26 protein-coding genes and 1 pseudogene are annotated in these 25,298 nt (G+C 68.1%); 14 read left to right on the top strand and 13 right to left on the bottom strand.

The window, feature by feature from the left end; all coding sequences use genetic code 11:
- The first annotated feature begins 169 nt into the window (after positions 1–169).
- Positions 170–718 carry a hypothetical protein gene (locus K3G64_RS15400; protein ID WP_238885488.1) on the top strand — a complete coding sequence of 183 codons (549 nt, stop codon included), beginning with the start codon at positions 170–172 and terminating at the stop codon, positions 716–718.
- A 378-nt stretch (positions 719–1,096) separates the two neighbouring features.
- Here K3G64_RS15400 and K3G64_RS15395 read toward each other — a convergent pair whose 3' ends face one another.
- Positions 1,097–1,987 carry an SDR family NAD(P)-dependent oxidoreductase gene (locus tag K3G64_RS15395; RefSeq protein ID WP_238885486.1) on the bottom strand — a complete coding sequence of 297 codons (891 nt, stop codon included), beginning with the start codon at positions 1,985–1,987 and terminating at the stop codon, positions 1,097–1,099.
- A 66-nt stretch (positions 1,988–2,053) separates the two neighbouring features.
- Here K3G64_RS15395 and K3G64_RS15390 point away from each other — a divergent pair, with 66 nt between their 5' ends.
- Genes K3G64_RS15390 through K3G64_RS15375 form a run of 4 tightly spaced genes read left to right on the top strand, consistent with a single transcriptional unit; the run spans position 2,054 to position 5,795 of the window.
- Positions 2,054–2,497, top strand: coding sequence for a nuclear transport factor 2 family protein (locus tag K3G64_RS15390; RefSeq protein WP_238885484.1), 444 nt, complete (start codon positions 2,054–2,056; stop codon positions 2,495–2,497).
- A gap of 4 nt (positions 2,498–2,501) precedes the next feature.
- On the top strand, positions 2,502–3,695 hold the full coding sequence (locus tag K3G64_RS15385; protein ID WP_238885482.1) for a sulfotransferase family protein: 1,194 nt from the start codon (positions 2,502–2,504) through the stop codon (positions 3,693–3,695).
- On the top strand, positions 3,695–4,948 hold the full coding sequence (locus K3G64_RS15380) for a hypothetical protein (protein ID WP_370647203.1): 1,254 nt from the start codon (positions 3,695–3,697) through the stop codon (positions 4,946–4,948). The genes K3G64_RS15385 and K3G64_RS15380 overlap by 1 nt, the downstream gene beginning before the upstream one ends.
- 1 nt (position 4,949) lies before the next feature.
- Entirely contained in the window at positions 4,950–5,795 is an 846-nt protein-coding gene (locus K3G64_RS15375) for an oxidoreductase (protein WP_238885478.1), read from the top strand.
- Here K3G64_RS15375 and K3G64_RS15370 read toward each other — a convergent pair whose 3' ends face one another.
- Complete coding sequence (locus K3G64_RS15370) at positions 5,796–6,686, bottom strand: LLM class flavin-dependent oxidoreductase (RefSeq protein ID WP_238950702.1); 891 nt, start codon at positions 6,684–6,686, stop codon at positions 5,796–5,798.
- 56 nt (positions 6,687–6,742) lie between these two features.
- Here K3G64_RS15370 and K3G64_RS15365 point away from each other — a divergent pair, with 56 nt between their 5' ends.
- The 5 genes from K3G64_RS15365 to K3G64_RS15345 all read left to right on the top strand — a co-directional run bounded on the left by K3G64_RS15365 (position 6,743) and on the right by K3G64_RS15345 (position 11,367).
- A complete protein-coding gene (locus K3G64_RS15365) occupies positions 6,743–8,008 on the top strand; it encodes a DUF4032 domain-containing protein (RefSeq protein ID WP_238950701.1) in 1,266 nt (421 codons plus the stop codon).
- A 20-nt stretch (positions 8,009–8,028) separates the two neighbouring features.
- Positions 8,029–8,442, top strand: coding sequence for a VOC family protein (locus K3G64_RS15360; protein WP_238885477.1), 414 nt, complete (start codon positions 8,029–8,031; stop codon positions 8,440–8,442).
- Between the two features lie 78 nt (positions 8,443–8,520).
- The gene (locus K3G64_RS15355; protein WP_238885476.1) at positions 8,521–9,837 is read left to right on the top strand and encodes a sensor histidine kinase; all 1,317 of its coding nucleotides are present in this window, start codon (positions 8,521–8,523) and stop codon (positions 9,835–9,837) included.
- Positions 9,825–10,469 (top strand): response regulator transcription factor, encoded by a 645-nt coding sequence (locus tag K3G64_RS15350; RefSeq protein WP_238885475.1) that lies wholly within the window; start codon positions 9,825–9,827, stop codon positions 10,467–10,469. The genes K3G64_RS15355 and K3G64_RS15350 overlap by 13 nt, the downstream gene beginning before the upstream one ends.
- A gap of 19 nt (positions 10,470–10,488) precedes the next feature.
- Entirely contained in the window at positions 10,489–11,367 is an 879-nt protein-coding gene (locus K3G64_RS15345) for a DUF4097 family beta strand repeat-containing protein (RefSeq protein WP_238885474.1), read from the top strand.
- A gap of 17 nt (positions 11,368–11,384) precedes the next feature.
- Here the strand turns inward: K3G64_RS15345 and K3G64_RS15340 are convergent, their stop codons facing one another.
- Positions 11,385–12,398, bottom strand: a complete 1,014-nt coding sequence (locus K3G64_RS15340; protein ID WP_238885472.1) for a nitronate monooxygenase — start codon at positions 12,396–12,398, stop codon at positions 11,385–11,387.
- Entirely contained in the window at positions 12,398–12,529 is a 132-nt protein-coding gene (locus tag K3G64_RS25545) for a hypothetical protein (protein ID WP_255727765.1), read from the bottom strand. The genes K3G64_RS15340 and K3G64_RS25545 overlap by 1 nt, the downstream gene beginning before the upstream one ends.
- Between K3G64_RS25545 and K3G64_RS15335 the strand changes: the two genes are divergently transcribed.
- Positions 12,528–12,920: a VOC family protein gene (locus tag K3G64_RS15335; RefSeq protein WP_238885471.1), complete on the top strand. Its 393-nt coding sequence runs from the start codon at positions 12,528–12,530 to the stop codon at positions 12,918–12,920. The genes K3G64_RS25545 and K3G64_RS15335 overlap by 2 nt on opposite strands.
- Before the next feature lie 29 nt (positions 12,921–12,949).
- Here K3G64_RS15335 and K3G64_RS15330 read toward each other — a convergent pair whose 3' ends face one another.
- From K3G64_RS15330 to K3G64_RS15290, 9 genes and pseudogenes are all read right to left on the bottom strand, one after another.
- Positions 12,950–13,426 (bottom strand): Rrf2 family transcriptional regulator, encoded by a 477-nt coding sequence (locus K3G64_RS15330; RefSeq protein WP_238885469.1) that lies wholly within the window; start codon positions 13,424–13,426, stop codon positions 12,950–12,952.
- 68 nt (positions 13,427–13,494) lie between these two features.
- Positions 13,495–14,307 carry a class I SAM-dependent methyltransferase gene (locus K3G64_RS15325; RefSeq protein ID WP_238885467.1) on the bottom strand — a complete coding sequence of 271 codons (813 nt, stop codon included), beginning with the start codon at positions 14,305–14,307 and terminating at the stop codon, positions 13,495–13,497.
- Positions 14,308–14,351: 44 nt separating this feature from the next.
- A complete protein-coding gene (locus K3G64_RS15320; RefSeq protein WP_238885466.1) occupies positions 14,352–15,083 on the bottom strand; it encodes a 3'(2'),5'-bisphosphate nucleotidase CysQ in 732 nt (243 codons plus the stop codon).
- Positions 15,080–16,924, bottom strand: coding sequence for a sulfate adenylyltransferase subunit CysN (gene cysN, locus K3G64_RS15315; protein WP_238885465.1), 1,845 nt, complete (start codon positions 16,922–16,924; stop codon positions 15,080–15,082). Before cysN ends, K3G64_RS15320 begins: the two co-directional genes overlap by 4 nt.
- Entirely contained in the window at positions 16,924–17,847 is a 924-nt protein-coding gene (gene cysD, locus K3G64_RS15310) for a sulfate adenylyltransferase subunit CysD (protein ID WP_238885464.1), read from the bottom strand. The genes cysN and cysD overlap by 1 nt, the downstream gene beginning before the upstream one ends.
- 170 nt (positions 17,848–18,017) lie before the next feature.
- Entirely contained in the window at positions 18,018–18,509 is a 492-nt protein-coding gene (locus tag K3G64_RS15305) for a beta-class carbonic anhydrase (RefSeq protein WP_238885463.1), read from the bottom strand.
- 144 nt (positions 18,510–18,653) lie between these two features.
- Positions 18,654–20,231: a sensor histidine kinase gene (locus K3G64_RS15300; RefSeq protein ID WP_238885462.1), complete on the bottom strand. Its 1,578-nt coding sequence runs from the start codon at positions 20,229–20,231 to the stop codon at positions 18,654–18,656.
- A pseudogene (locus K3G64_RS15295) lies at positions 20,209–20,912 on the bottom strand (response regulator transcription factor). Before K3G64_RS15295 ends, K3G64_RS15300 begins: the two are co-directional and overlap by 23 nt.
- A gap of 135 nt (positions 20,913–21,047) precedes the next feature.
- Positions 21,048–21,305: a hypothetical protein gene (locus tag K3G64_RS15290; protein WP_238885461.1), complete on the bottom strand. Its 258-nt coding sequence runs from the start codon at positions 21,303–21,305 to the stop codon at positions 21,048–21,050.
- A gap of 266 nt (positions 21,306–21,571) precedes the next feature.
- On the opposite strand from K3G64_RS15290, the gene K3G64_RS15285 reads away from it, so the two are divergent.
- The 3 genes from K3G64_RS15285 to K3G64_RS15275 are packed head-to-tail and all read left to right on the top strand — an operon-like array spanning position 21,572 to position 25,292.
- Positions 21,572–22,549: an ABC transporter permease gene (locus K3G64_RS15285; protein ID WP_238885460.1), complete on the top strand. Its 978-nt coding sequence runs from the start codon at positions 21,572–21,574 to the stop codon at positions 22,547–22,549.
- Complete coding sequence (locus K3G64_RS15280) at positions 22,546–23,457, top strand: ABC transporter permease (protein WP_238885459.1); 912 nt, start codon at positions 22,546–22,548, stop codon at positions 23,455–23,457. The genes K3G64_RS15285 and K3G64_RS15280 overlap by 4 nt, the downstream gene beginning before the upstream one ends.
- Positions 23,454–25,292 (top strand): dipeptide ABC transporter ATP-binding protein, encoded by a 1,839-nt coding sequence (locus tag K3G64_RS15275; protein ID WP_238885458.1) that lies wholly within the window; start codon positions 23,454–23,456, stop codon positions 25,290–25,292. The genes K3G64_RS15280 and K3G64_RS15275 overlap by 4 nt, the downstream gene beginning before the upstream one ends.
- The last annotated feature ends 6 nt before the right edge of the window (positions 25,293–25,298 follow it).

Raw genomic sequence — 25,298 nt, 5'->3', positions numbered from 1 at the left:
GTCTTGCGGACGGCTCTGAATGACACCGACGTCGGCTACTGATGTCTCGGCCGGCTGTTCAAGGGTCGAAGCGGAGATCGACTCGAGCGTCGGGGCGCCGCTCGTGGTGACCGTGGTTTCCACGACGCTCGAGTCATCGGACGCCGACAAATCGTCAGGCTCGTCGGCTATGGCAATTCCGACCGATCTGTGGCTGGCCGGGGCTCCCGAATCGGCGGTCGAGGACGGCTGCGACGTCGATTCAGGCAGCGGGCTTACACCAGACGTCTGCGTCGGTCTGTCGAACTGCTCCGAGCCGGCCGGTATGGCTTGCGGTGTGTTGGCGGCCGTGGGGGGAATCGAGGAATCGACATCCTCCTCATGGTCGGCTTCGCTGTCGGGGTTCTCGGGCGGCTCCGACGCGTTCGGCGGCGCGGCGGCCGTCGGGCCCTCGTCGGGTGAAGAAACCGGCGTCGGTGAAGCTCCGGACGTATCACTGGGTGCGTACGGGCTCGGTAGGCCGCCGGTAGTCGTCGACGATTCGGTGCCGGTCGCGGCCCCGGAGCCGGTCGAGGCCGCCGATGGTGAGTCGGAACTCGACACACCGGGATCCCCCGTCGGCTCCGCGAGCACGATGCCAGGGTGTGTTGCGACTGACACGCCCACTCCGAGCGCGACGGCCAAGACCCCGACCCGTCCGATGTATCCGGCATACGACATCCGGCTCACCCCCTACTAATGGATTGTTAGTCGACGCCCCCCGACAAGCCTTTTGCGCCCCGACCTCGCAAATACGCCGTCAGAAAAAGTGACAACTCGGAATTCTGGAGCCGCCGCAGAAATCGATCGGCTGAAGCCATGAAGAAAGTGCCGCAGCGCGGCCACGCGCCGCCAGCCCGCAATTCTCGAGGTCCGGCGCACAGGCACCTCCCTCATTTACGTGCTAGTCAAATGCACGGTACCCGGCTTGCCACGGCGACAAACGATATTCCGAGGGATCTTCACTTGGCGGCTCGGCGCAGTGACAATCATCGCGGTTGGCGCCAGTGCCGCCGCCTTACATGATCAATTTTCGGCGGACCATCAAATGGTGGCTCACATTTTCACCACCGCGCGACTACAGCTGCAGGGTGGCGCCGGTCTCCTTCTCGGCGAACTGCCAGAGCCGCTGCGCGTCGTCGTAATCGCATGCCACCGCGGCGCGACCGCTCAACGTCGGGCCACCCTTGAGGCCGAACCTGCTGTCGATCCCGACGTAGCTGCCGGGCGGGATGGGCTCGGTGATGCAGTACAGCGTCGGGGCCGCACCCGCATCGAGGTCGTTGGCCAGCACGCCGGCCACCGCCTTGACCACCGAGTGGAATGCCGCCATCACCACCTTGTCCGACACGTTCGACAGATTCGACGCGACCCAACCCGGGTGGGTGAGGTAGCTGGTGACGGGCGAGCCCGCCTCGCGCAGTCGCCGGTCCAGTTCCAGGCCCCACAACATCACCGCCAGCTTCGAGCGGCCATAGGCCGGGAACGCCGACCACTTGCGCGTGCGCAGATGCGGGTCGTCGAAAGCGATCGTGGCGGACCTGTGGGCATCGGAGCCGACATTGATGATCTTCGAGCGCACCCGCTCGAAGATCAGATTGGTCAAGGCGAACGGACCGAGGAAGTTGATGCCCAGCGTGCTCTCGAACCCGTCGACCGTCTCGCCGCGGTTCTGCGCGACCAGGCCAGCGTTGTTGATCAGGATGTCCACGTCGCCCTCGATCAGATCGGGGAAGGCCCTCACGGATGACTGGTCGGCGAGATCGAGCTTGACGACGGACGTGTCGCCGCCGATCTCGTCCGCCCGCTGCGCGCCCAGTTCCAGGTTGCGCACCGCCAGGACCACATGTGCGCCGGCTCCCGCGAGTGCCCGCGCCGTCGCCAGACCCACACCGTTGGTGGCGCCGGTGACGATGATCCGCTTGCCACTCAGATTGCCGAGTCGGGTCGGCGTCCACTTGGAAGTCACGGTCGAAAGCCTAGTGACGGCGCGAAGTCGTTGACATGACACATCGGGCCTGGTTGTCTACCGCCGATGAGCGATGCCGCCCGCGAGATCGAGAATCTGGTGTACACCTACGCCGACCGCATCGACGCAGGCGACCTCGACGGCGTCGCCGCGTTGTTCGCTCACGGCCGGATCTGCGGTATGGAAGACGGCCCGCCCGAGACGGTTTTCGAGGGCACCGCGCGGGTCCGGCAGATGTACGACATGGCCACCCGCATCCACGATGACGGCACTCCCAAGACCAAACACTTCACCACCAACGTGCGGATAGACGTCGACGAGACCACAGGCACCGCTCGCGCCAGCGCCTACTACTGCGTGACTCAGGCGACGCCGGACCTGCCGCTGCAGGTCATCGTCACCGGTCGCTACCTCGACACGTTTCACCGCGTCGAGGGGTCCTGGTGGTTCGATACCCGGATCATGTTCGTCGACCAGGTCGGCGACACCAGCCGGCACCTGAAGTTCTGAGTCGGTGACCCGGCCCTTCGACGCGGCCGCCCTGATGGCCGTCGCACAACGCAAGGAGGGCATCGAGGACTTCGGTGACCTGACGTTCACCGAACCGCTGAACGTGCTCGCAGGCAGTTACGCCGCCGCCGACCTCAACGACATCGGTGTGCACATTCTGCGCTCGGGTCTGGTCCACAGCCTGCGCATGCGTCTGCGCGCCCAGGAGTGGATACGACGCCATCCGGAGATCGCCGAGGAAGCGATCGCCGCACCGATCGTGGTGGTCGGGATGATGCGCAGCGGCACCACGCTGTTGCAGCGACTCCTGGCCGCGGACAAGCGATTCCACTGCGCGTACGGCTGGGAAGTGGTCGAGGTCGCGCCGCAGCTGGGTTACGACTTCACCGACCGTGAGGATCCGCGCATCGCCGTGAGCGAGAGGCGGGAGGCGACGTCGCGCGAACTCGCGCCCGATCTGTTCGCCATCCACCCGATGTACGCACGCGAGCCCGAAGAGGAGATCGTCTTCCTCTCCGATGCGTTCCTGTCACACGTGCCCGAATCCGGTGCGCACGTGCCGAAGTACCGGTGCTGGATCGACTCGCAGGACTTCGGCCCGGCGTATGACTACCTGCACCGCATGCTGCAGTTCCTGCAATGGCAGAAACGGCAGCGGGAAGGAACCGGCGCCGGCCCACGACGCTGGGTGCTCAAATCCCCTGCGCACCTGGGCTATCTGAACGCTCTGCGCGACCGGTTCCCCGACCTGCACCTCGTGCACATGCACCGCGACCCCAAGGACGCGATCGCCTCGGGCGCCAGCCTCAACGCCACGCTGCATGCGATGCACGCCGACCACGTCGACCGCCACCGCATCGGAACCGACTGGCTCGACCGCATGGGCTGGGCCACCGACCGTGCGATAGCGGTGCGGTCGCACTGGCGCGACGAGGAGTGGCGCTGCACCGACATCGAGTACGCCGACGCGGTCGCCGACCCGATCGGGCAGGTGTCGCGGGTCTACGACGCGATCGCGATGCCGCTGACCGTCGATGCGGAGGCCGCGATGCGCCGCTGGCTGGTGGACCGGCCACGCGAGGCCGCCCGGCCACCCTACGCCGCATCGGATCACGGGCTGAGTGACGAGCGGATCGACGAACGCTTCGCGGCCTACACCCGGTTCCGTTCTGCGCGAACTTCTTCGGAGAGGACATGATGACCGATTTCACCGGTGATCCCGTCGCGACGGCATCGCAGCATGAACAGGAACTGGCCGCCCTGGAGTTGAGGGACCACCCGACGGTCAATGCGGCCTACCGCAGCGTCGCCGAGAACTGGCTTTCGCGCGCCAAGGCCTCCGAGGCCATGCGCGAGCGGTTCGACGCCGCCTTCGCCGAGGTCATGTTCTCCGCGGCGATGTGGTCGTCGAACCAGGACAAGTTGCGACCTCAGGTCACGTGCATCACCCGGCTGGGCCACCCGGTGGCCGGGCACGCGATCCCCGGATCACGCTGGGGCATCGACAATCCGGACAGCGTGTACCGCGTCATCCCCATCTCGGGCGACGAGCGCTACGAGATCCGGGGCCGGGTGGGCGAGAACCGGATGGCGGAGAACTACTTCACCCTTTGGGACGCCGACATGGGCACCGTCGCCGTACTCAACGGCCGCACCATGGCCGTCGACCCGGACGGGTCGTTCACCATCACCGTCGACTCCGACCCCGCCGGCGACCGGCCCAACCACGTGCAGACGACCGGGGAGGCACATGAGTTCTACATCCGCGACGTGCTGCTGCACTGGGATCGCGACGACCCCAACCATCTTGCGGTGCAACGGCTCGGCTCGGCGCCGTCGACACCGGCTCGCACGCTCGACGAGCAGGCCGAAGCCACGGCGGCGATGATGGCGCACTTCGCGAACTTCACCGGCAAGCTGAGCCACGGGATCTACAAGATGCCGCCCAACCACTTCAACCTTGCGTGGTCGGCGGACCGAGTCGGCGCGATGCGCAACCAGGTCTACGTGATGGGCCGGTTCGACCTGAATCCGGGCGAGGCGTTCGTCGTCGACGTCAGCGACGGCGGCGCCGAGTACTTCACCGTCCCGCTGAGCAACGTCTGGGGCACCACCCTCGACATCGTCGATCGGACCGGGAGCCTCAACAAGGCCCAGTCGGTGGCCGGCGATGACGGCAGCTACACCTACGTCATCTCCCCGACCGACCCGGGCGTCGCAAACTGGATCGACTCCGACGGTCTGCACGAGGGCATCCTTACCCTGCGCATGGCCGAGTTCGGCGCCGACGGACCGAAGCCCGACTTGGGTGCCCGTGGCCGGGTCGTCGCCCTGGATGCCCTGGAAAACGAGGTGCCCACACTGCGGCGGGTGTCCGAGTCCGAACGTGCCACCGAGCTGGCGGACCGACGCGCCGCATACCTGCGCCGGCTACCGGAAGGAACGATCTGACATGGCCCGCTGGCTGGTCACCGGCTGCTCGACGGGAATCGGGCGCGAGATCACCCGGGCGGCACTGGAAGCCGACCACCACGTTGTGGTGACCGCGCGCCGCACGGAATCGGTCGCCGACTTCGCCGAGACCTTCGGCGAGCGCGCGACGGTGGCGGCGCTCGACGTGACGGACAAAGCCCAGATCGCGGCCGCCGTGCAGGCGGCCCACGATGCGTTCGGGGGCATCGACGTGCTGGTCAACAACGCGGGCCACGGCTACCTGTCCGCCGTCGAGGAGGGCGAGGACGTAAAGGTCCGCAAGTTGTTCGACACCAACTACTTCGGTGTCGTCGACACCATCAAGGCCGTCCTGCCCCAGATGCGTGCCCGCGGGTCCGGGCACATCATCAACATCTCGTCGATGACCGGCCTGGTGGCCAACCCGCCGAACGCGTACTACTCGTCGACGAAGTTCGCGCTCGAGGGGCTGACCGAGGCGCTCGCCCAGGAAGTCAAGCCATTCGGAGTGAAGGTCACCGCCATCGAACCGGGCGCGTTTCGCACCGACTGGGCGGCACGCTCAATGTGGGAGTCGACGACACCGATCACCGACTACGACGACAACGTCGGCGCGCGCAAGACCATGATCAAGGAGTTCGCCAACCATCTGCCCGGCGATCCGCGCAAGGTGGCCGAAGCGGTGCTGATGGTCAGCACGCTTGATGAACCGCCGCTGCGGCTTTTACTGGGCCGCGATGTGCTCAAGGCGGTGCGTGAGAAGTTGGCGGCGTTCGGTGCCTCGATCGACGAATGGGAATCGGTCACCAAAGACGTGAACTTTCCTCCGGACGCGCAGAGTAGGTAATCAGCGGTCCGCCGCGAACTCCCGGACCACGTCGGCGACCCGGTGCACCTGGCCGACGTCGGAGCTCGTGGGGATCAGATGGATCTCGTCGGTGCCGATGTCCTCGAAGCGGCGCAGTACGGCGAGCAGTTCCTCGTCGCTGCCGGCCCATCCGGTCGTGGGCGCCATCGCGTCGACCACATCGCCCGGGATCCAGTTCATGTAGCGGCGCAGATGCCGGTGGACCTGCTTTCGCGCGTCGTGTCCGTCACCGACGGCGAACCAGAACGAGGTGGCCAGGTGCGGCGCCGGGTTGCCGGCCTGCGCCCATGCCCGGCGTGCGACGTCGAAGAGCTCGGCTTGCTTGGCGACGTCGAGATCCAGCGTGATCCCGGCCAGTCCTTGTGCCCAATCGGCGGCACTGCGAATGGTTTTGGCCCCGATGGTGCCGACCAGCAACTGCGGCCCGCCCGGTTGCGCCGGCGGCGGTCCGACCGGCACGACGGATTCGGTGACCTTCTCGCCTGACCAGATGCGCTTCATGACGGCGACCCGCTCGGCCATGCCGCGCATGGTCTGAGACGAGGTGTCGGCCGACACGGCGCGGTAGTCCTCTTCGCGGCCGCCGACCCCGATGCCGACGGTCAGCCGGCCACCGCTGAGCATGTCGCCGGTGGCCAGCGCCTTGGCGAGCATGACGGGGTCGTGCAACTGGGGCACCACGACCGTCGTCACCAGGCGTGCCCGGTCGGTCCATGCCGCCAGCGCGCCCAGCAGGGTGAGCGAGTCGGGGTTGTCGAACGCGATCCGCTCACCCCAGCAGAGCGAGGAGAACGGTCCGTCGTCGATGGCGCGGGCCCACGCCTTCAGCGTGGCGGCGTTCAGATCCGGTTCCATCACCGGCACGGTCATCCCGATGTGCACGACGGCGATTCTGGCACGCTGCTGGCACCATGAACGTCATGTCCATGCGGGTGCCCGACATCCGGCTGCGGGCACCAACCGCCGACCTGCTGGCGCTGCCGTGGGAACGTCCGCTGTCGGAGTGGACGGTGCCCGACGTACCGCTGCGCGACGTCGCGGTGGGCCCGAGCCGCCACCTGGTCAAGTTCGCCGAGGCCGACGGTGCGCTGTGGGCGCTCAAGGACATGCCGCCGCGCATCGCGGACCGGGAGTTCGCGGTGCTGCGCACCCTCGAGGGGATGGGGCTGCCCGCGGTGCGGCCCGCGGGGCTGGTGCGCCAACCGCACTTCGACACCGCCATTCTGGTGACCCGGTTCCTCGGCGGCTCGTGGCAGTACCGGCGACTGTTCAAGCGGCTGCCGCCGGATCAGCCCAAGCACCGCGCCCGGCTGTTCGACGCGATGGCCAACCTGATGGTCGACTTGCACCGCCACGGCGTGTTCTGGGGCGACTGCTCGCTGGCCAACACGCTGTTCCGCCGCGACGGCCAGGTCCTGCAGGCGTCTCTGGTGGACGCCGAGACCAGCGAGGTGCACCCGTCGCTGTCCGACGGTCAGCGCGAACACGACATCGACATCCTGGTGGAGAACGTGGCCGCCGGCATGGTGGACCTCATCGAGCAGCTGGGCCGCTCCGAGCTGGAGGACACCGTCATCGACGAGGCTCTCGACATTCGTGGTCGCTATCAACAGCTCTGGGAGGTGCTGCATGAGCAGCCGGTGTTCGGGCTCGCCGACCGCTATCACGTCGAGGGCATGATCCGGCGGCTCAATGAGCTCGGGTTCGCCGTCGACGAGATCGTGCTGCGGCCGCTCGGCCCGGACTCCGAGGAGCTGCGGCTGCACGTCGCGGTCGGCGACCGCCGCTATCACGCCCAGCGCCTGCGCGAGCTGACCGGACTCGATGTCGGCGAGGGTCAGGCCCGGATCCTGCTCGGCGACCTCTACACCTACCAGGGCCAGTTGTGCCGCGATGCCGGCCACGACGTCGACGAGCACACCGCGGCACAGCTGTGGGTGATGGAGGTGGCGACGCCGGGCATGCACCACGCCCACGCAGCCGTCGCCAACACCGGGACAGCGATTCAGGCGTATTGCGATCTGCTCGAGATCCGGTGGCTGATGAGTGAACGGGCCCGCGGTGACGTCGGGACGGAGGCGGCGCTGGCGGCCCTGGCCGCGGGCGTGATCCCCACCGACTCGGCCGCCAAGATGGCGGTCGCCGAGACACCGACGGCGCCGATGCCCGCGATAGGGCCCGAGGACTCCTGAGCCGCTGGCAGCATGGGGAGATGGCGATCAACACCACGTCCGTCGCGCATGTGCGCCTCACCGTCACCGACATCGAGCGGTCGCGGCGGTTCTACGAATCCGTGTTCGGCTGGGCAATCCTTTTCGAACTGCCCGAAGGCGCCGACGAAGCGACCAGGGAGACGCTGGGCTTCCTGCACGGCGGCGTCATCTACGATCTGGGCGGCGCGCTGCTGGGTCTGCGTCCGGTCGCCGACGACCGGTTCGACGAGAACCGGGTCGGCTTGGACCATCTGGCCTTCCGGCTCGGCACTAAGAGTGAAATAGAAGCTGCGGCAACGCATCTCGATGGATTGGGCATCGCACACGAGCCGATGAAGGACATCGGCCCCGCCTACATCCTCGAGTTCCGCGATCCGGACAACATCGCGCTGGAGCTGACCGCACCCAAGTGACGTGCGGGGGTTATCCCCCACCGGAGTCTCCGGGAAACGGTGTGTCGCCCGGCCCGCGCAGTCCATAGGTTTGATCACATGGTTGCAGTAACCGACACCGATCCAGACACCGCGGCCGCGCCCGCCGACGGCGAGGACGTCGAGGCGCGGCGCACCCGTGCCCTGGGCCTGGTGCCGACCGCCTCGATGATCACCGGAGCCGCGATTGCGCTGGTGTGGTTCTGGATTCCGCTCGGCATCCTGGTCATCGGCGTCTCCTCGATTCCCAGCGGTGTGGGGTTCGCACTGGCAACGGTGGTGTTCATCTACCTGATACGGGGCGTCGACCGGGTCGAGCGCCTGCGCAGCGAAGCCGTCTTCGGAATGGGAATCGCGGCGCCGCCGCGGCGGATGTCGCACTACACGGGCTTCCAGCGCTGGCTGCACCAACTGTGGCTGGACGTCAGCAGCGCCCGGTTCTGGAAGGTCGTCGCGCACCACTACCTCCGGATGGCCTACGACATGGTCGCCGTCGGCATTGCGTTCGGACTGCTAATCTTCACCTTCCTAGGCCCGGCCGCGGCGATCGCGATCCAGCAGAGCGACGACGACGCCGGCCTGTCGTTCCTGCCCGTCCCGCTGGCGTGGTTGCTGGCACTGGTGGCGGTTGCGGCCGCCGTCGCGATCCTGGTGTTTGGCCCCGCCGTCGACGCGTCGATCGACCGGTGGCTGCTGCCGCCGTCGCCGACCGCGCAGCTGCAGCATCAGGTCAGCGCGCTCGCCGATGCCCGACAGGGCGCCGTGTCGTCGGCGCAGACCGAGCGTCATCGCATCGAACGCGACCTGCACGACAGCGTTCAGCCGCGGCTGGTGTCGCTGGCCATGACCATCGGGCTGGCGCAGACCAAGCTCGACACCGACCCGCCTACCGCCAAGACGCTGATCGCCGAGGCGCACGACGACGCCAAGGCCGCGCTGGTCGAGCTGCGCAACGTGGTGCGCGGCATCGCTCCGACGATTCTGTCGGACCGGGGCCTGGACGCCGCGCTGTCGTCGGTGGTTCAGCGCTCCCGGAACATGGGCGTGCCCACCACACTGAATGTCCACCTGCCGCGGCGCCTGCCCGACGAGGTGGAGGCGTGCGCGTATTTTGTGGTCGCCGAGGCGCTGACGAACGTCGTCAGACACGCGCAGGCCACCCAGGCCATCGTCACCGTGCGCTTCGACGACGCGTCCTCGCGGTTGTCGGTCTCGGTGTTCGACGACGGTGTCGGTGGCGCGCAGATCACCGACGACGACGCCACCGGGCTGCGGGGTTTGGAGGAACGCGTGCGCGCGGCCCGCGGCACCTTCTCCGTGTCCAGCCCGTCGGCCGGTCCGACGATCGTCACCGCGGTGCTGCCATGCGAATCGTGATCGCGGAGGACTCCGCACTGCTGCGCGCCGGCATCGAGCGCATCCTCACCGATGCCGGCCACGAGGTGGTGGCCGGTGTGCCCGATGCGACCAACCTGCTACGGCTGGTCAACGCCGAAGGCCCCGACCTCGCGATCGTCGACGTGCGGATGCCACCTACGTTCACCGACGAGGGAATCCGCGCCGCCGCGCTGCTGCGCAGCCAGAATCCCGAGTCGGCGGTGCTGGTGCTCTCCCACTATGTCGAGGAACGGTATGCGGCCGACCTCATCGCCTCGGACACCAAGGGTTTCGGTTACCTGCTCAAGGATCGGGTGGCCGACGTGCCCGCCTTCCTCGACGCCGTCGACGTGGTCGGCAGCGGCGGTACGGTGCTCGACCCCGAAGTGGTGTCCCAGATCCTGCTGCGCTCCCACCGGCGCAGCGCGCTCGAAGCGCTCACCCAGCGCGAGCACGAGGTGCTGCAACTGATGGCCGAGGGCAAGACGAACTCCGCGATCGCGGCGGCGCTGCACGTGTCGGTGGGCTCGGCCGAGAAGCACATCGCGTCGATCTTCACCAAGCTCGACCTGGCCCCCGACGAGAGCGAGAACCGCCGCGTGCTGGCGGTGCTGCGCTACCTCGAATCCTGACCTGCTGGAAGGACATCCCGTGACGACCATCGCTCCCCCACCGCCGGCACCGACGCCCCCGCTCTCCCCGGGAGGACGCACGGCGATCCGCGCAACGCTCATCGTCGCCGCCGCGGTGCTGGTGGTGGGGACCCTCGTCGCCCTCAGCGCGGCGGCGTGGGGCCTCATCAACTTCCGCGTCATCACCGATTCCCGACCGCTGCCGTCGTCGATGCGCACACTGACCGTCGACACCGGTCAGGTCCCCGTCGTGGTGCGCATCTCCGCCGACCGTGACGCGCGCGAACCGCGCGCCGACCTCCGGATGGTCAATTCGACCGCGGCCGCGGCGAACCCGTTGGCCGTCGACACCCAGAACGGCGATGCGCGGGTATCCATCAGCGGCGAGTCGTCGCGCTTTCTACAGTGGAGTCGCGCCGGCGAGATCACCATCGTGCTGCCGCCCGATCTGGCGCGCCGGTTGAGCGTGACCACCCAGCAGGACACCGGAGTGGTGCTCGCCCAGGCCGATCTCGACCAGTTGATCGCCCGCACCGAGGACGGCGCCGTGGTACTGAGCGGGTCGGCACGACGGGTCGAGGTCCACAACGTCAACGGCGAAGTCGTCACCCGCGACCCGATCGTCGTGACTGACTCCTTCTCGGCCACCACGGTCAGCGGCGACGTCGTGGTCGACTTCGCCGAAGCCGCACCGCGCACCGTCGACGTCGAGAGTCGCAACGGAGATGTCGTGCTCGGGCTACCGGCTCACGGTCGCTACGTCGTCGACGCCAGCACGGGACAAGACCGGGGCGCCACGGTGGTCCGGGTGCCGCAGACCCGGGATCGCGGCTCGGCCGACGCCGTCGTCACCGCGCGGTCGGAGACCGGCGACGTCGTCATCGACGACCTGCGCTGATCGGTGGGGCGGTCAGGTCAGGTGAGCGTCCGCATGATGTCGGCGACCGGCCCGGCAACGGCCTTGGCGAATCCGGTGCCGGCCCACACGTTGAAGCCGTGCGGATCGCCCGCGCGGATCGCCGCCGCCCGCAGCGGGCTGGTCAGGTAGTGCACTTCGGGGTAGCCCAACGGCGCCTCGGCCTCATGGTCGTCGATGAAGCGGTTGCGCAGACCTCTGGCGTAGCGGCCCGAAAACGCCTTGGTGACAGCGGTTTCGGTGAAGGCGCCGTCGCGCAACGCTGTCCGGTGCACCGCGCCGCTGCCCGCTTCGTCGGCGAGCAGGAAGGCGGTGCCGAGTTGCGCTGCGACGGCACCGGACCGTCGCGCCCACGCGACGTCGTCGGCGGTCATCAGCCCGCCCGCGGCGACGACGGGCACCTCGACGTCGGCGATCACCGCGGGCAGCAGCACGTCGAGTGGTTCCTCGGACGGGGCCGCGGTCGGGTCCAGGGTGCCGCGGTGACCACCGGCCGCCGGACCCTGCACGACCACACCGTCGACGCCACGGGCCACCGCGCGTCTCGCCTCGGCCAGCGTTGTGACCGTGCCGAAGGTGGTGATGCCCGCCGCGCGCAGTCGCCCGACCTCGTCGGCGCTGGGCAGGCCGAACGTGAAGGACGCCACGGCGGGCCGCAGGTCGAGCAGGACGCCGACTTTGGCCGCCCACGCGTCGTCGTCGAAGCGTGGTGTGCCGAGTTCGGCGCCGTAGCGCTGCACGTCAGCGCGCAGCGCCGCCGAATAGCGCTCGATCGCCTCCGGGGTGGCCGCGCTCGGTTGAGGGACGAAAAGGTTGGCACCGACGGGTCCGGTGGTCAGGCGCTGCGCAGCGGTGAGCCGCTCGGCGAACACGTCGCCGGTGAGGTAACCCGCCGGGACGAAACCGAGGCCACCTGCACTCGAACCGGCCGCGGCCAGTTCGGGTGTCGATGGTCCACCCGCCATCGGGGCCACCAGCACCGGAACCTCGAGATCGCGTAGATCGAACCCCATTACCGCACCGCCTTGTCGAGGAGCACCCCGACCGTCTCGGTCATCAACCAGGTCAGCACGTCGACTCCAGCCATGGGTCCATCCTGCACCGTTGCCCCGCGTCGGGCGGCGGTGGTTGACTGATCGCACATGGCCATCACGTTCAACCACACCATCGTCGCCGCCACAGACAGGCAGCGGTCGGCGGACTTCTTCACCGAATTGTTCGGCCTGCCGCGGGCCAAGGAGTTCGGGCCGTTCCTGGCCGTGGAGCTCAACCATGGAGTGAGCCTCGACTTCGCGCAGGTCGGCCCCGACGACACCATCCGGCCGCAGCACTACGCGTTCCTGGTATCCGAAGACGAGTTCACCGACATCTACGGCCGCATTCGGGCCAGGGGTATGCAGCACTGGGCGGACCCGCACGGCAATCGTCCGGGCGAGATCAACCACAACGACGGCGGCCGCGGCGTCTACTTCCAGGATCCGGCGGGACACTACCTCGAAATCATCACCCGCCCTTACGGATCCGGTTCGGGCTGACCCGCGCGCAGCCGGTTGCGGCGTCGCCGCTAACTCACCGAGTGGCCGCGCTTGGACTCCTGGCCGCGGTAGTCGTCGGCCAACGTGCTGACGTGTCGAGGCAGCGCGCCGGAGGCGACGGCGGCGAGGCTGGTCTGCTCGAGCACGGAGCGCATGCTGGCCCGCAACGCGCGCCAGACGTCGGTCAACGCCGCGGTGGGCCCGGAGTAGGGCAGGTCGCCCAGCCCCATGTCGCGCACGCTGGCCAGTGGACCGTCGATGCACCGCAGGACATCGGCGATGCTGATGTCGGCGGCGGGCCGGGCCAGTTCGTAGCCGCCGTCGCGCCCGCGGTGGCTGCGCACCAGGCGATCGGTGCGCAGATCGGACAGGATGTCGACCAGGAACTGCGGCGGGATGCCCTGCGCCTTGGCCAGATCGTCGGTCTTGACCAGCACGCCGGTGTCGGCGGTCGCCAACTGCACCATCGCGCGGACGGCATACTCAGCTTTGGCCGACATCCGCATGATGGGGATTCTGCCAGTTCACGCCGCGGCGGCTACCGGTATGGCGTCGCCGGGCAGTCGTATCGCCGCTATGCCGCCGTTGCCGTCGCCAACAACGCCGGTGCCGCGAAGGTGACCCGACCGTCCTCGCCGACGAATTCATCGAGTTCCCTGCTCGCCGCTTTGCGCAACCGCCGGAACTGCTCGTCGTCGACACGCTCGGCAAGCGTCCAGCCCCGGATGTCGGTGTGCAGCCACTGGTCGAGCGACTCGAAATGGGCCTGCCCCTCGCGCCGTTGAACCGACACTTCCGGAAAGCACGGCCGCAACAGATCCGCAAGCTGGTCGCGCGTGCCGATGGTGAACGGCGCGCGTAACGCCTCGGCGGCCCAATCGCCGATGACGTCGCCGAGCAGATCGACGATCGCCGCATAGCCGGGGGATTCCTCGACGGCGGCCCAGGTGGCGACTGCGACGTGTCCCCCCGGACGTGTGACGCGGGCCATCTCACTGATAGCGCGGGACCGATCGTCGAAGAACATCAACGCGAATTGACATGTCGTGCAGTCGATCTCATCGTCATCGACCGGCAGTCGCTCGGCTGTCCCCGGTCGGATGTCCAGCTGGGGGGCCATCTTGGCGGCCACCGCGAGCATCCCGTCGTTGGGGTCCACCGCAATCACCGACCCGGTTGGTCCTACCCGCTGCAGGGCGGCGCGCGCGACGATGCCCGTGCCGGCACCGACGTCGATCACACGGTCACCTTCGTGGACGTCGGCAGCGTCGAGTATCTGTTCCACCCACTGTGCGAACAGCGCAGGTACGAAGAACTCCTCGTACACTTCCGCGGCGTTGGTCGATACCTGCCCCTTCGCGGCGTCCGCCGATGAATCGTCACCCATGTCCCCATCGTCCTCCGGACCCGGCTCGGTGTGAAGGGCGACGGCTACGTTTTCGTCACCGTGAGTACGGCCTCCGCCAACTCCGGCCGGCACACCAGCAGGTCGGGCAGCTTCGGATCGGCCCGGTTGTACACCAGCGGTGAGCCGTCGATGCGCGAGGTGTGCAGTCCCGCGGCACGCGCGACCGCGACGGGAGCCGCGGAGTCCCACTCATACTGGCCGCCGGCATGCACGTAGACGTCGGACAGGCCCTGCACGACGGATGCGACTTTCGCGCCCGCCGAGCCCATTTCGACGAGTACGCCGTCCAGCGCGTCGCGCACCGCCAGCGCGAGCGCCGGTGGCCGCGTTCGGGAGACCACGATGCGCGGCTGACCGGAGTTCGACGGCGGCGTGGCGACGGTGGGCGTGGCGAGGGTGATGTCCTGAGCGGGAAGCGCCACCGCGCCGGCGACAACCGCCCCGTCCTGCCACAGTGCGACGTGGACCGCCCAGTCGACGCGGCCCGATTCGGAGAACTCGCGAGTACCGTCGAGGGGGTCGACGATCCACACCCGGTCGGCGGACAGGCGGACCGGGTTGTCGGCGCCCTCCTCGGACAGCACCGCGTCATGCGGCCGCTCGCGGGCCAGCGCCTCCATCAGGAAGTCGTGGGAACGCTTGTCGCCCGCCGCTTTACGCTCCTTCTCGGTGGCGTCGGCGAGCTCGTCGCGCACCTCGAGCAGCAGCGAGCCGGCCTCGGTCGCCAGGCGGGCCGCCAGCTCGTGATCGCTCACTGATCGCGCTCCAACAACTCGATCACCATGTCTGCGAGTTCCTCGGTGCTGCGCTCCGGGGTCAGCCGCAGATCCGGGCTCTTCGGCCGCTGATAGGGGCTGTCGATGCCGGTGAAGTGCGTGATCTCACCGGCGCGGGCCTTGGCGTACAAGCCTTTCGGGTCGCGGCGTTCGCAGTCCTCCAGCGGGGTGTCGCAGAACACCTCGAAGAAGTCCAGACCGGCATCGGTGGTCACCTTGCGCGCCAGTGCACGGTGTTCCTCGAGCGGGCTGATCGCCGGCACCAGCACCACCTGGCCGGAGTCGGCGAGGATCGCCGCGACGTGCGCCAGCCTGCGCTGATTCTCCGCCCGATCGGCCATCGAGAAGCCGAGGTCGGCGTTGAGGCCGTGCCGAAGATTGTCGCCGTCGAGAACGTAGGCGGGAGTGCCCTTTTCGAGGAGCTTCTGCTCGACCAGCATCGCCACCGACGACTTGCCAGATCCGCTCAACCCGGTGAACCAGACCGTGCGGCCCTTCGACAGCCGGTCCTCGGCCTTGCACAGCGACTCGTGGCGCACCGTGTTGGGACTCGAGGTGCGCGTCGAGACCTGTGGCAGGATCATGCCCGCGGCGACGGTGCCGTTGGTGTTGGGGTCGATCAGGATGAACGAACCCGTGGTCGCGTTGCGGCTGTACTCGTCGAGCAACAGCGGCACCTGGGTGCGCAGCGAGATTCGGCCCAGCTCGTTGAGTTTCAGTGCGGTCGCGGTCTTGTCGCGATGCAGCGTGTTGACGTCGAGGCGGTAGTCCAGGCCCGTCACCTTGGCCCGCGTGGTGCGGGTGGTGTGCTTGACGAGGTAGTCACGGCCGGGTTCCAACGATGCGGCATCGGCCATCCAGCACACGGTGGCGTCGAACTCCCGAGCCACCCGAGGCTGGTTGTTGGGCCGGGCGATGAGATCGCCGCGGGAGATGTCGATGTCGTCGGCGAGGCTGATCGACACCGCCATCGGCGGGAACGCCTCCTCGATCGGCCCGCTGGGACCTTCGATGGAGGCGATGCGCGACGACAGGCCGCTGGGAAGCACGACAACGTCGTCACCCACCTTCATGACGCCGCCGGCCACGGTGCCCGCATAGCTGCGGTGATCGTGGTGTTCGCGGCTCTGCGGGCGGATCACGTACTGGACGGGGAACCGCACATCGGTGAGGTTGCGGTCGCCCGCGACGTAGACCTCTTCCAGGTGAGCCAGCAGCGGCGGCCCCTCGTACCACGGCGTGTTGTCGGATTTCGTCACGACGTTGTCGCCGTTGAGCGCCGACAGCGGGATCGTCGTCACGTCATGGATGTCGAGGCGCGCGGCGAAGTCATGGAAGTCGTCCCGGATCTTCTCGAATTGCTCCTTGTCCCAACCGATCAGGTCCATCTTGTTGACGGCGAGCACGATGTGCTGGATGCCCAGAAGCGACGCAAGGAACGCATGGCGGCGCGACTGCTCCAGCAGCCCGTGCCGCGCGTCGACCAGCACGATGGCCAGTTGGGCCGTCGACGTGCCGGTCACCATGTTGCGGGTGTACTGGATGTGCCCGGGGGTGTCGGCGATGATGAATTTGCGCTTCGAGGTGGCGAAGTAGCGGTAAGCCACGTCGATCGTGATGCCCTGCTCGCGCTCGGCGCGCAGACCGTCGGTGACCAGAGCCAGGTCGGTGTAGTCGTGGCCGCGTTCCTTGGAGGTCCGCTCGACCGCGGCGAGTTGGTCCTCCATCACCGCCTTGGAGTCGAAGAGCAGCCGGCCGATCAGGGTCGACTTGCCGTCGTCCACCGAGCCTGCGGTCGCGATGCGAAGCAGCGTCGCCATCAGAAATATCCCTCGCGCTTGCGGTCTTCCATGCCTGCCTCGGAGATGCGATCGTCGGCGCGGGTGGCGCCGCGTTCGGTCAACCGCGAGATGGCGGTCTCGGCGATCACCTCGGCGACCGTCGCGGCCGTCGACTCGACACAGCCGGTGCACGTGACGTCACCGACGGTGCGGAATCGCACGGACTTCTCGACCACTTCCTCGTCCTTGCGCGGCTGCAGGTACTTGTGCACCGCCAGCAGCATGCCGTCGCGCTCGAACACCTTGCGGTGGTGGGCGTAGTAGATCGGCGGCAGCTTGATGTTCTCGGCGCCGATGTAGGACCAGATGTCGAACTCGGTCCAGTTCGACAGCGGGAACACCCGGATGTGCTCGCCCTTGTGGTGGCGGCCGTTGTAGAGGTTCCACAGCTCGGGCCGCTGGGCCTTGGGGTCCCACTGCCCGAACTCGTCGCGGAACGAGAACACCCGCTCCTTGGCGCGGGCCTTCTCCTCGTCGCGTCGCGCCCCGCCGAACGCGGCGTCGAACTTGTTCTCGCGGATGGCCCGCAGCAGCGTCACGGTCTGCAGCGGGTTGCGCGACGGGATGGTCTCGACCACCCGGCCGGCGTCGATGTCGTCCTGCACCTTGGCCACGACCAGACGCACGCCCGCCTCCTCGACGAGCTCGTCGCGGGTCTGCAGCACCTCGTCGAAGTTGTGTCCGGTGTCGACGTGCATGACCGGGAACGGCAACCGGCCCGGCCGGAACGCCTTGATCGCCAGATGCAGCATCACGATCGAGTCCTTGCCCCCGGAAAACAGCAGCACGGGCCGCTCGAACTCGGCGGCCACCTCGCGGATGATGTGGATGGCCTCGGCCTCCAGCGAACGCAGGTGGCTGAGCTCGTAGCGGCCCGCGTTGAGTTGCTCGGTGGCGGTCATCATTTCCTCGTAAAGTTGGTTGATTTGACCATGTTTATGACCATTACCCGATATTAAACGATGCGGTGGCCGCCGCTGTCAACGCTGCAGTTTCGGCGAGCGTGCGTGTTTGCACGAGACACGCCGTGGAATCGGCGACATAACGCGCACCCTCGCGCGAGAGATGAGGTCTAGAGCGAGACCTCGGCGAGCCGGCCCGTTGCGACATCGAAGATGAAACCGCGCGCGGAGTCGTGCTTCGTGACGAACGGACTCGCCTCGATACGGCGCAACGACTGCCGCACGTCCTCCTCGATGTCGATGAACGCCTCGGCTGCCCACTCCGGCTTGATGCCGACCTCGTCCTGGATCTGCTGCTTGAACCCGTCGTCGGTGAACGTCAGCATGCCGCAGTCGGTGTGGTGGATAAGGATGATCTCCTTGGTCCCCAGCAGGCGCTGGCTGATCGCCAGGGAGCGGATCTCGTCGTCGGTGATGACCCCGCCGGCGTTGCGGATGACATGCGCCTCACCGTCGCCCAGGCCCAGTATCCGGTAGACGTCGAGTCGCGCGTCCATACACGCCACGACCGCGACGTGCTTGCTCGGCGGCAGCGGCAGCGGACCGGTGAAGGTGCTCGCGTACGCCTCGTTGTTCTTGAGGTACTCGTCGGTGACAGACATCCTTCGACACTATGCCGTGACCAGCTCGGCGTCACCGGGCGCGAGCGTGCGCAAAGTGTCGAATCTCCACAGCGTGTCGTGCGCAGACACGCACGCTCGCCGGAATAGTCGCGGGAATAGTCGCGGGAATGGCGGGAGAAGGGGTCAGCTTGCGGGCAGGGTGACGGTGAAGCGGGTGTCGCCCGGAGCGCTGTGCATGGCGATGGCGCCGCCGTGTGCCCTGACCACGGCCGCGACGATCGCTAGCCCCAGCCCGGTGCTTCCGCTTTGGGCCGATGTCGCCACCGGAGCGGCTCCGCGCCGCGAGCGCGACGAGTCGCCGCGGGCGAACCTCTCGAAGACCTCCGGCTGCAACCACTCCGGGATCCCGGGCCCGTCGTCGGCGACCGTGAGCACCGCCGCGCCGTCGGGGCCGACCGCCAACGACGTCGCGACCGCCGTACCGGGCGGTGTGTGGAGACGGGCATTGGCCAGCAGATTCGCCAGTACCTGGTGCAGCCGGGCTTCGTCACCGGCGACCATAACGGGCTCGTCGGGCACGTCCAACGACCACTGGTGCTCCGGCCCGGCGACGTGTGCGTCGCTGACCGTGTCGACGAGCAACCGGGACAGGTCCACCGGTGAGCGCTCCAGCGGCCGCCCGGTGTCGAGCCGGGCCAGCAACAGCATGTCCTCGACGAGCGCTGTCATGCGCACGGCCTCGGACTGCACGCGACTCATGGCATGAGCGACATCGTCGGGTACGTCGTCGCGTTTGCGTTGTGCCAGTTCGGTATAGCCGCGAATCGCGGCGAGCGGGGTGCGCAGCTCATGGCTGGCGTCGGCGACAAACTGACGGATCCGGGTCTCGCTGGCATGCCGTGCCGACAGCGCCGACGCGATCCGGTCGAGCATCCGGTTGAGCGCGGAACCCAGTTGCCCCACCTCGGTGTGCGCGGCCGCCGGGTCGACGTCGACGATCGGCGTCGGCAGTTGGACCTCGCCGCGGTCGAGCTCGAGGCCGGCCACCTGCTGGGCCGCGTCGGAGACCCTTGCCAGCGGCGCCAGTTGGCGACGGATGATCACGATTCCGGCTGTGGTTCCGGCGATCAACGCCGTCGCGCCCACCACGCAGAAGATGACGACGACGGTCAGCAGCGTGTCGCCGACATCCGACATCGGCAGGCCGGTCACTATCACGGCGCTGCCGGGCCCGCGCACCGGCATGGCGATCAACCGGTAGCTTCCCAGCCCGTCGATTTCGCGGGTCTGGGGTATGCCGGTTGGGTCGATGCCGACGAGTTGTTGTGCTGCGGCAGAGCTGATCCGAGCACGCGTGCCGTCGGCGGTGACGACTCCGGCGTCGACCGTGCGGCCACGCGAGACGATGCCGCCCAGAGTGCCTGCGGCCTGGCCCGGCGCGTTGAGAAAAGCCGGCCCCGGACCCATGTCGTCGCGCAGCATCATCCGCCGGGGAAAGCCGGGCGGCGGCCGAGCGCCCGGTGGCGGTGCAGGCGGCCCCATCTCGAAGAGCCCGCTTGACCGGCGCCCCGTCTCGGCGAGCCGGTCGTCCAGCTGATTCGTCAGGAAGTGTTGCAGCGCAAAGACCGTGGCGACCCCGATGGCAGCGCACACCAGCGCCAGCAGTGCCACCTGCGAAGCTAGCAGCCGCGCCCTCAGCGACCACGTCCTCGGCGAGCGGATCCGCGTCGGCGCGGGGTCAGCGCGCGGGCTTGAGGACATATCCGGCACCGCGAAGGGTGTGGATCATCGGCTCGCGCCCGCTGTCGATCTTCTTGCGCAGATACGACACATACAACTCGACGATGTTGGACCGGCCGCCGAAGTCGTAGCTCCACACGCGGTCGAGGATCTGAGCCTTGCTCAGCACGCGCTTGGAGTTGCGCATCATGAAGCGCAGCAGTTCGAACTCGGTGGCCGTCAAGCTGATCAGCTCGCCGCCGCGCATCACCTCGTGGCTGTCCTCGTCGAGCACGAGGTCGCCGACGACGATCTTGGCGCGCCGGACTCACTGGTCACGCCGGTGCGCCGCAGCAGTGCGCGCAGCCGCAGCACCACCTCTTCGATGCTGAACGGCTTGGTGACGTAGTCGTCGCCGCCCGCGGTCAGGCCGGCGATGCGGTCCTCGACCGCATCCTTGGCGGTCAACAACAGCAGGGGCAGGCCGGGGATCTGTTCGCGGAGCCGGCGCAACACCTCCAGCCCGCTCATGTCCGGCAGCATCACGTCGAGCACGACGACGTCAGGCGCGGTCTCGCGGGCCGAGGCGATTGCCGAGGCCCCGTCGGCCGCGGTCGCGATGTCCCAGCCTTCGTAACGCAGCGCCATCGAGACCAATTCGGCCAGGACGGGCTCGTCGTCGACCACCAGCACGCGAATCGGCTTGCCGTCGGCGCGGTGCATGACGACGCGACCGGTTTCCTGCGCGCCGATGCCGGACGGAGCTGTCATGGGCCCATTATCGGCGGCCGGCATTGGCCACGGCTGAGCCTTTCCTGTGCGCCCGCTGTGAAAGGTGCCGCGGTGGGCTCTGAGCGACTACGGCGTGACGGTGGCGATGGTCGACGGCGGTGTCGTGATCGGCGGCGTCGCGGCCGGCGACTCCGGCGCCTCGGGGGCGACCGTCTCGGTGACCGTCTCACCGGTGGTGATCTCGGACGTCGTCACCGGGCCCGGTGGCAGCGGTTCGACCTCCTGCGCCGAGCTGGTGCCGACGGTGACGGCGACCGCGCCCATGCCGAGCAGCGCGCCCGCGCCGATCGTCGCGGAGAACATCTTGATCTGCTTCGCATTCACCCTGACCACTCCTTGGTCTCCGGGGACCTCGACCAGCCAGCGTCGCGGCCCATCGAAAAGCGCATCGGAAGTCGTCGTCGACTCCCGCACCCCACACGGATAACCGCAGCGGTAGATAACGAAACGATTACTTTGCGGCTCCCACCTCGTCCGTCGGCCACGTCGCGCAGCCGCATCACGCCCCGCGCCGCCGCCATCTCTTAACCTGTGCGCATGCCGTTGGCCGTCCTGCTCCTCGCGTGCGCGCTGCCGGACGGACCCACCGCATGACGCGGTATCTGGCCCGCCGGCTGCTCAACTACCTCGTCCTGTTGGCACTGGCCTCGTTCCTGGTGTTCCTGCTGGCCTCCTGGCAGTTCGACCCGCTGGAGTCGCTGCAGTCGCGCAACCCGCGACCGCCTCAGCAGGTCATCGACGCCAAACGGGTCGAACTGGGGCTGGACAAGCCGGTCCTCGAGCAGTACGTCGGCTGGGTCGCCGGGGTCGCGCAGGGCGACTTCGGCGTCACCGTGGGTGGGCAGCCGGTGTCCGATGAGCTGTGGCGCCGCATCGGGGTGAGCCTGCGGCTGTTGCTCATCGGATCGGTGGTGGGGACGGTCGTCGGCGTGGTGGCCGGTGCGTGGAGCGCGATCCGGCAGTATCGGCTCAGCGACCGCACGATCACGATCCTGTCCCTGCTGGCCATCAGCACCCCGACGTTCGTGATGGCCAGTCTGCTGATCCTCGGAGCCAACCGGGTCAACTCCTCGCTGGGCACGCAGGTGTTCGAGTACATCGGCGAGACCTCACCGGATCCGGTGGAGGGCACGTGGAACCAGATCGTCGACCGCCTCCAGCATCTGGTGCTGCCGTCCATCACCCTGGCCATCGGCTCGATCGCGATATACAGCCGCTATCAGCGCAACGCCATGCTCGATGTGCTCGGCCAGGACTTCATCCGCACCGCCAGGGCCAAGGGGCTGACCCGCAGGCAGGCGCTGTTCAAGCACGGGCTTCGTACGGCGCTGATTCCCATGGCGACGCTGTTCGCCTACAGCATCGCCGGCCTGGTGACCGGCGCGCTGTTCGTCGAGAAGATCTTCGGCTGGCACGGCATCGGCGAATGGGCCGTGCAGGGCGCGCTGAACCAGGACATCAACATCGTCGTGGCGATTACGTTGTTCTCCGCCGTGGTGGTGCTGCTGGCCGGGCTGCTGTCCGACGTGATCGCAGCCGGCCTCGACCCGAGGCTTCGGGTGTCATGACCGCACCCACCGCCGCCGAGGCGACCACCGACCTCCCCGACTTCGCGTCGCGCCGGACCCTGGTGCTGCGCCGCTTCCTGCGCAACAAGCCGGCGGTGATCTCACTCGTGCTGCTCGTCGCGATGTTCGTCGGCTGCTATGCATTGCCACCGCTGCTGCCCTACGGCTACAGCGATCTGGACTTCTACGCGCTCCAACAGCCGCCCAGCGCCGACCACTGGTTCGGCACCAACGCTCTCGGCCAGGATGTACTGGCGTTGACGTTGCGTGGCATGCAGAAGTCCATGCTGATCGGCGTGTGCGTGGCGTTCCTGGCAACGCTCATCGCGGCGACGGTCGGGACGATCTCGGGTTACTTCCGCGGGTGGCGCGACCCCGTGCTGATGTGGTTCGTCGACCTGATGCTCGTGGTGCCGTCCCTCCTGCTCATCCTGATGGTGGTGCAGCGCACCAAGGGCGACATCGTCTGGATGATCGTGCTGCTGTCGCTGTTCAGCTGGATGATCAGCTCCCGGATGGTGCGCAGCATGACGATGGGGCTGCGCGATCGCGAATTCGTCGCCGCCGCACGCTATATGGGCGTGCGAGATTGGCGCATCATCACCCGCCACATCCTGCCGAACGTCGCGTCGCTCATCATCATCGACACCGCGCTCAACGTCGGTGTCGCCGTGCTCGCCGAAACCGGGCTGAGCTTCTTGGGATTCGGTATCCAGCCGCCCGACGTGTCGCTGGGCACGCTGATCGCCGACGGCACGAAATCGGCGACGACGTTTCCCTGGCTGTTCTTGTTCCCGGCCGGGGTTCTGGTGCTGATCATCCTGTGCGCCAACCTCATCGGTGACGGTTTGCGTGACGCCCTCGACCCGAATTCGCAGCAGCTGCGCGGCCGTGGGGCGAAGCGGTGAGCCTGCTGCAGGTCCGCGACCTCAGCGTCGCGTTCCCGACCGATGCGGCCCCGGTGAACGCGGTGCGCGGCTTGGACTTCCATGTCGACAAGGGTGAAGTCGTCGCACTGGTCGGTGAGTCGGGCGCGGGCAAGTCGGCCAGCGCGATGGCCGTCGTCGGGCTGCTGCCCGGGTACGCCGAGGTGTCCGGCTCGATCCGGCTGCACGGTGACGAATTGATCGGCCGGTCGGACAAGCACATGTCGACGATCCGAGGCAAGGCGATCGGCACGGTCTTCCAGGACCCGATGTCGGCGCTGACCCCTGTGTACACCGTCGGTGACCAGATCGCCGAGGCGATCCGGACCCACCAGCGCGACGTCGGCAAGCAGGCGGCCAGGGCGCGGGCGGTCGAATTGCTCGAACTCGTCGGCATCGCCCAGCCGGACCGGCGCGCGCGCTCCTTCCCGCACGAGTTGTCCGGCGGGGAACGCCAGCGCGTGGTGATCGCGATCGCGATCGCCAACGACCCGGACCTGTTGATCTGCGACGAGCCGACGACCGCGCTGGACGTCACGGTTCAGGCGCAGATCCTCGAGGTGCTCGAGACGGCCCGGGAGGTGACCGGCGCGGGTGTGCTGATCATCACCCACGATCTCGGGGTGGTCGCCGAGTTCGCCGACCGCGCGCTGGTGATGTACGCCGGACGGGCCGTCGAGGTCGCGACGGTCGACACGCTCTACCGCGACCGTCGCATGCCCTACACCGTCGGCCTGCTCGGCTCGGTCCCGCGTCTCGACGCGCCGCAGGGTGCGCGGCTGGTGCCGATCCCCGGCGCTCCACCCGTCATGGCCGCCCTGCCGCAGGGGTGCCCCTTTGCGCCGCGTTGCCCGCTGGCGATCGACGAGTGCCGTGCCGCCGAGCCGGAACTGCTGCCCATGGGATCCGCCGAGCACCGCGCCGCCTGTATCCGGACCGAACAGGTGGTCGGACGCAGCGCCGCCGACATCTACGGCGTGTCCACCAGCGCACCCGAGGCGCCCGACACCTCCGATGCGCCGGTGGTGCTGCGGGTGCGTGATCTGGCCAAGACTTATCCGCTCACCAAGGGTGTGGTCATCCGCCGCCAGGTCGGCGAGGTGCGTGCGGTCGACGGTGTCAGCTTCGAGCTGCAGCAGGGCCGCACGCTCGGCATCGTCGGGGAGTCCGGGTCGGGCAAGTCGACGACGCTGCACGAGATTCTGCAGCTGACGGCGCCGCAGTCGGGGTCCATCGAGGTACTCGACCGGGACGTCGCGACGCTGGACCGTCGGGGCCGTCGGGAGCTGCGCGGCGACGTGCAGGTGGTGTTCCAGGATCCGGTGGCCTCGCTGGACCCACGACTACCGGTGTTCGACGTGCTGGCAGAACCGCTGCAGGCCGGCGGTGTCGACAAGGCCCGCATCCAGGACCGCGTCGCCGAGCTGCTGGAGACCGTCGGCCTGGGGCGAGCCGATGCCGCCCGCTATCCGGCCGAGTTCTCCGGCGGGCAGAAGCAGCGCATCGGCATCGCGCGGGCGTTGGCGCTGCAGCCGAAGATCCTCGCGCTCGATGAGCCGGTGTCGGCCCTCGACGTGTCGATCCAGGCCGGCATCATCAATCTGCTGCTCGACCTTCAGCAGCGCTTCGGGTTGTCGTATCTGTTCGTGTCGCACGACCTGTCGGTGGTCAAGCACCTGGCCCACCGGGTCGCGGTGATGTACCAGGGCGTCATCGTCGAACAGGGTGACGGTGACCAGGTGTTCACCGATCCGCGGCACGACTACACCAAGCGGTTGCTCGCCGCGGTTCCGCAGCCCGAGGTGAATCGCCGCTAGAGTCGG

Origin of the sequence: Mycobacterium sp. IDR2000157661, from assembly GCF_022317005.1 — a bacterium.
GTDB lineage: Bacteria > Actinomycetota > Actinomycetes > Mycobacteriales > Mycobacteriaceae > Mycobacterium.
This window is presented reverse-complemented; position numbering and strand designations above follow the sequence as displayed.